The organism is Stieleria sp. (assembly GCF_041595215.1).
Classification (GTDB): Bacteria; Planctomycetota; Planctomycetia; order Pirellulales; family Pirellulaceae; genus Stieleria; species Stieleria magnilauensis.
Window position 1 is genome coordinate 1 of record NZ_JBFHKV010000619.1, and the last position, 5,072, is coordinate 5,072.

4 protein-coding genes are annotated in these 5,072 nt (G+C 61.1%); 3 read left to right on the forward strand and 1 reads right to left on the reverse strand.

Annotation, left to right across the window (positions count from 1 at the left end; genetic code table 11):
* The first annotated feature begins 19 nt into the window (after positions 1–19).
* Positions 20–1,063 carry a Gfo/Idh/MocA family protein gene (locus tag ABX749_RS21205; RefSeq protein ID WP_145210349.1) on the forward strand — a complete coding sequence of 348 codons (1,044 nt, stop codon included), beginning with the start codon at positions 20–22 and terminating at the stop codon, positions 1,061–1,063.
* 251 nt (positions 1,064–1,314) lie between these two features.
* On the opposite strand, the gene ABX749_RS21210 is transcribed toward ABX749_RS21205, so the two are convergent.
* Positions 1,315–2,862: a hypothetical protein gene (locus ABX749_RS21210; protein WP_372897734.1), complete on the reverse strand. Its 1,548-nt coding sequence runs from the start codon at positions 2,860–2,862 to the stop codon at positions 1,315–1,317.
* 133 nt (positions 2,863–2,995) lie between these two features.
* Between ABX749_RS21210 and ABX749_RS21215 the strand changes: the two genes are divergently transcribed.
* Together ABX749_RS21215 and rnpA are read left to right on the forward strand one after the other, a co-directional pair.
* The gene (locus tag ABX749_RS21215; RefSeq protein ID WP_372897735.1) at positions 2,996–3,970 is read left to right on the forward strand and encodes a DnaJ C-terminal domain-containing protein; all 975 of its coding nucleotides are present in this window, start codon (positions 2,996–2,998) and stop codon (positions 3,968–3,970) included.
* A gap of 9 nt (positions 3,971–3,979) precedes the next feature.
* Positions 3,980–4,375 carry a ribonuclease P protein component gene (gene rnpA / locus ABX749_RS21220; RefSeq protein WP_372897736.1) on the forward strand — a complete coding sequence of 132 codons (396 nt, stop codon included), beginning with the start codon at positions 3,980–3,982 and terminating at the stop codon, positions 4,373–4,375.
* Positions 4,376–5,072: the final 697 nt, after the last annotated feature.

Genomic DNA, 5,072 nt, shown 5'->3' on the forward strand with positions numbered 1-5,072 from the left:
CACCGGGAGAGCACGCTAAATGAGTATCGGAATCGGAATCGTCGGCTGCGGCATGATCGCAAATTTCCACGCACGGGCCATCGCCGATGCCGAAGGTGCCCACCTGGTCGGTGCCTGCAGCCGCCGCAAGGAGGAGTACGAGCCGTTTGCCGCCGAGCACAACTGCCGCGGATTCGCCTCGCTGGAGGAAATGCTGGCCGACCCGGAGGTCCAAGCCGTGTCGATTTGCACGCCGAGCGGGTTGCACTTGGATCCCGCCGTCGCCGCCGCGAAAGCCGGCAAGCACGTGATCGTCGAAAAACCCCTTGAGATCACGACCGAGCGTTGCGATCAAATCATCCAGGCCTGTGAGGAAGCCGGCGTCCAACTGAACGTGGCCTTCCAAAGTCGATTCCACGAGTCGAGTCGGTTGATGAAGGAAGCCGTCGATTCGGGACGCTTCGGGAAAGTCACGATGGGAGACGCCTACGTCAAGTGGTACCGCAGCCAAGCGTACTATGACAGCGGCGAATGGCGTGGGACCTGGAAACTGGACGGCGGCGGGGCGTTGATGAATCAGGCGATTCACAGCGTCGATTTGCTGCTGTGGCTGATGGGGCCGGTCAAACGCATCAGCGCCATGACGTCGACCCTGACCCACGAACGCATCGAAGTCGAAGACGTCGCCGTCGCCACGCTGCAATTCGAAAGCGGCGCGCTGGGGGTCATCGAAGCCACGACGACGGCCTACCCGGGAGCCCTCAAACGCATCGAAATCAGCGGCAGCGAAGGCAGCGCGATCCTGGAAGAAGAAGACATCAAGGCATGGGAGTTTGCCAACGAAACCCCGACCGACGAAAAAATTCGCGCCGAAATGGTCGGCAAGACCGATACCGGCGGCGGTGCGTCCGACCCGTCCGCGATCAGCCACGACGGCCACACGAAGATCTTTGAAGAATCCATCAAAGCCATCAACGAAGGCCGCCCGTCGCTGATCAATGGCCACGAAGGCCGACGCAGCGTCGAAGTGATTTGTGCGATCTACGAAAGTGCCAAGACCGGCAAGATCGTCACGCTCGGCTGAGCCTCCAGCGGCTGACGAGTAGCCGTCAAATCCCCGGCGGGATCGCAGCGAGTCGCGAGCATCGCCTTTTGTACCAAACGGAGTGTTGTTGTTAGCGGTAGGGCGCGAGCCCTCCGGTCCTTCCAGGTGTTGTCAACGCTGACACCGGACGGCTCGCGCCGTTCCGCTATCACCTTCTGTGCCGATGTAGCTGGTATGAACCCGGACCTACCCACCGGGCGCGTCCCCGTCCGATAACCGTTGTGGATCGCTCAGCGAGTGTCCCAAAACCGCCGCGCCGCTCGAATGAAGGGCACGTAGCTGGCCAATTGATCCGGCGGCAATCGCGTCAACCGCTGTTCGTATTCGGACAACCATTCTCGAAAGAACTGAACGCTTTCCGGACTGACCCGCCGCCGGCCGTCAAACTCGATCCACCACGGGGCACTGATCGCCGCGCGGTAATGTTCACCGTGCAACGTCATCACACGGAGGATCACCCAGCCGCTTTCGGTAGCCATGATCGGTGGGATCTCGCCGCCGGCTTTGGCAAATTCGTCCAAGCGTGCACTGTAATGCACTCGGTTGTTGTGAATCACTTCCAAGTATTCGACCGGGTCACGCACCGCCAGGTTCAATTCCGGTTGGATCCGCAACACCTCACCGCTGCGGCCTCGAAACACATGGCCGGGCAACTTGCCGCCGACCAGCGGACGCATCAGCGGTCCATTGGTCGCCACGCTGGTGCCGGCCCAGGCGGCGTCCCACCAGGCCTGTTCGGTCTGTGGCGCGGTCGGTGATTCCATGCCGTCACCGCCCTGGGACGGTTTGGCAGTGACGTACAAGCGGTTGTATCCGATCGGTGTTTTCGCCGACCGATCGCCGCCGCCGGCCAAGGGGACCAATTCAATTCCGGCTTCGAGTGCGTGTCGATAGATCCGCTCGGCGTAGCGGCCGACTTGGGTCGGCTCGGCAAGCGAGAACGACGATGGGGTTCGGCCTTCGCGAACCGACACGACGCGGCGGTCCAGTCGCAGCCAATCCCCCAGCACGAACATGCCGTCGACTTTTCCGCTGGCCAACCACACCGGCAGCTCCCAGGCGAACGGGTTTTCGATACCGATTTTGACATCGGCAGCGTGTTCGTTTCCCGTGACGGCGACCAGTTGGGCCAGCGAATGCTCGGTCGGCTCGAGCGTCGAGGTGTGCTGGGAATCGAAACCGAAATAGACCAACCCGCGGTCCGCCGTCAGGTCGGTGCGAATCCAAGTCGGTTGGTGTTCGATCGGATCGTCTGAATCCCGGCGCGGAATCGGTTTGGCCGGGCGTTTGCCCAGCACCGCGGCGATGTGCAGATCCTCCGACGCCATCCTCAGCGGCACGCTTTCGGACGAGGGAACGACACAGCAATCGCCGGCCAGCCATCCCTCGGCCGCCATGTCGACCATCCTCGGCAGCGCAACCGTTTTTTCATCCAGGCTCGTTTTTTCTAGCTCGAAGGTGCCGTTGATCACCCGGTATTCGGGGCCGCGGACGATGCGAAATCGATACGGCCCGTCGGGCAATTCCAAGACGACGCTGCGATCGACGACGACACCGATCCCCGCCGAGACGGTTTGACGGACGGGCATCTGCTTTTCCTGTGGCCCTGACGGATTGGCACCGCGAAAAAACTCGACGCGCGAAATGACCGGATCGCCTGTCGATTCGTCTTCCAACTTCAGCGTCAATGAACCGCCTGCGGCCAGACAGGGACTGGCCGACATCAACAGAACGCCTACAGTAAACGCCCAACGGGCGGATCTTTGCCGTAATTTCATCCGAGATTCGTTCCGATACGATTGCGGCGCAAGCTTTGCTACCTCTGGCCAGGTGGCGCGGACCGTGCCAAGTTTGTCGCAACCCAGTATAAACCCGACCCCATCTGACTGACCGTTAGAGAACATTTTTGCCGTGGCTGAAGACCTTTACCAAACACTCGGCGTCGCCCGAAACGCTTCGAAAGACGAAATCAAGAAAGCGCATCGCAAGCTGGCGCTCAAGTTTCACCCTGACAAAAATCCGGGAAAGGATGCGCAGGAAAAATTTAAACGCATCCAGGAAGCATACGACGTTTTAAGCGACGACGAAAAGCGGGCGGCGTACGACCGCTACGGCAAGGATTTTGAAAAGATCCGCGGGGGCGGCTACCAGGGAGGGGCGCCGGGCGGATTCGACGGGCTGGATCTGGAACAGATCTTCGGCGGCGGCGGTGGTGCCGGTGGCCAACCCGGGGGATTTAATTTTGAAGGCGGATTCGGCGACTTTTTCGAGCAAATCCTCGGCGGCGGCGGACGCGCCCCCGGGGGACGGCCCGGCGGCGGACGCACGCGGACGGCCCAGGCCCGCGCGCCACAGAAGGGCGGAAACATCCGTCACGAACTGGAGCTTCCGCTCGAACTGGCCGTTCGCGGCGGGGAGACGGAGTTTTATGTCGGCGACGAAAAGCTGGCCGTCACGATTCCGCCCGGTGTGGCCGAAGGCGCGAAGATGCGACTCCGCCAACAGGGCGCCCCCTCGCCCAACGGTGGCGAGCGCGGCGATTTGATCTTGGTGATCAAAACCTCGCCCCATCCACACTATCGACGACGCGGTCAGAACCTGGAATTGACGCTGCCGATCTCGATCAGCGAAGCGGGGTTGGGGACCAGCGTCGACGTGCCCACCCCGTCGGGCGTCGTCACGTTGAACATTCCCGCGGGCAGCAGCGGCGGTCGCAAGCTGCGACTCAAGGGTCAGGGGATTCCCTCCAAATCGGGACCCAGCGGCGATCTGATCGTCCAACTGCAAATCAAGCTTCCCGAATCGATCGACGAGGAATCAAAAGAGCTGCTGCGTCAGTTCGCAGCCAAGAACCCCCAGTCGCTGCGTGATGACTTGGCCTTTTGACGGTCAATCATGAAACCCAATGCCTTCCCCAAGTCGAAACGCGTCGTCAGCGGTCGCTCGTTCACCCTGGCCCTTCGCAAGGGCGGCTGCGCGGCTGACGGCTGTTTGGTGGTGTTCGCGTTTCCCCGCGATCCCGGTGATGATCGTTCCTCTCAGCAGCGTCGTCTGGGCGTGACGATTCCCAAGAAAACGGGCAATGCCGTCGTCCGCAATCGCTGGAAACGCTGGATCCGCGAATCGTTTCGCACCCAGCAAGCCGCGTTTCCGGTCGGATTTGATTTCGTCGTCCGCCCCAAAAAAGACGCCGTCGCCAGTTGGAGTACGATTCAGCGGTCCTTGCCAAAACTGGCGCACAAGGCGGTCCGTCGGCTGAACGGCCGGTCGATTCAATCCCGCACGCGTTAGCAAGGGGGCACACGGCGCCCCTCACTTACGCATCGCACCTGGCGTGATCCCGTTGAATTGAGAAGTTCGACTCAATCGACAGGCCGTGCAACCTGCGGAGCGATGCAGTCACCATTGAGCCCACCGATGGCTGTTGGGTCGTCCGTCTTGGTCTAGCTGTAACGGCGATCGGGCTCGGCTCGACCCGCTACCGGGATTCGACTCCCTCTTTCGCCGCGTTCAACTTTGACGGGTTGTATAGTTGAACGATTTCCCCTCTCGGTGGGATGTCACAATTGAACAGACAGGTGTGCAAACGTCGTTACTATCCAGCCCTTTTGAATCCCATGGTGAAGTGCCCCCGCTGTCAGAACCGGCCGAACGAATGCTTTCCGTCTCGCTGGTACAAGCAGGTGCCATTCTTGCTGACCCTGCGGATTCGCTGGCGCTGCATGCGCTGTGGTGCTAGATTTGCCGCCTGGATTTGGAGCGAGGATCCACCGAACACTCCCTACCTGCGGCCAGATTCATCGTCGGATTCATCGGCCGATCAGGATGCCGACGACTCGACCGGGGCGGAGCGGACCGTCGACTCGGCGACGCTGCAATAATCCGGTCGTGACGCGGCCGTTTGATGGCGAAAGGCTTTGACGATTTCATTGTCGCGAACCAGGAATGCCCCCGGCATCTGAAAACCGTCTCCACCCAGTTTGCCGAC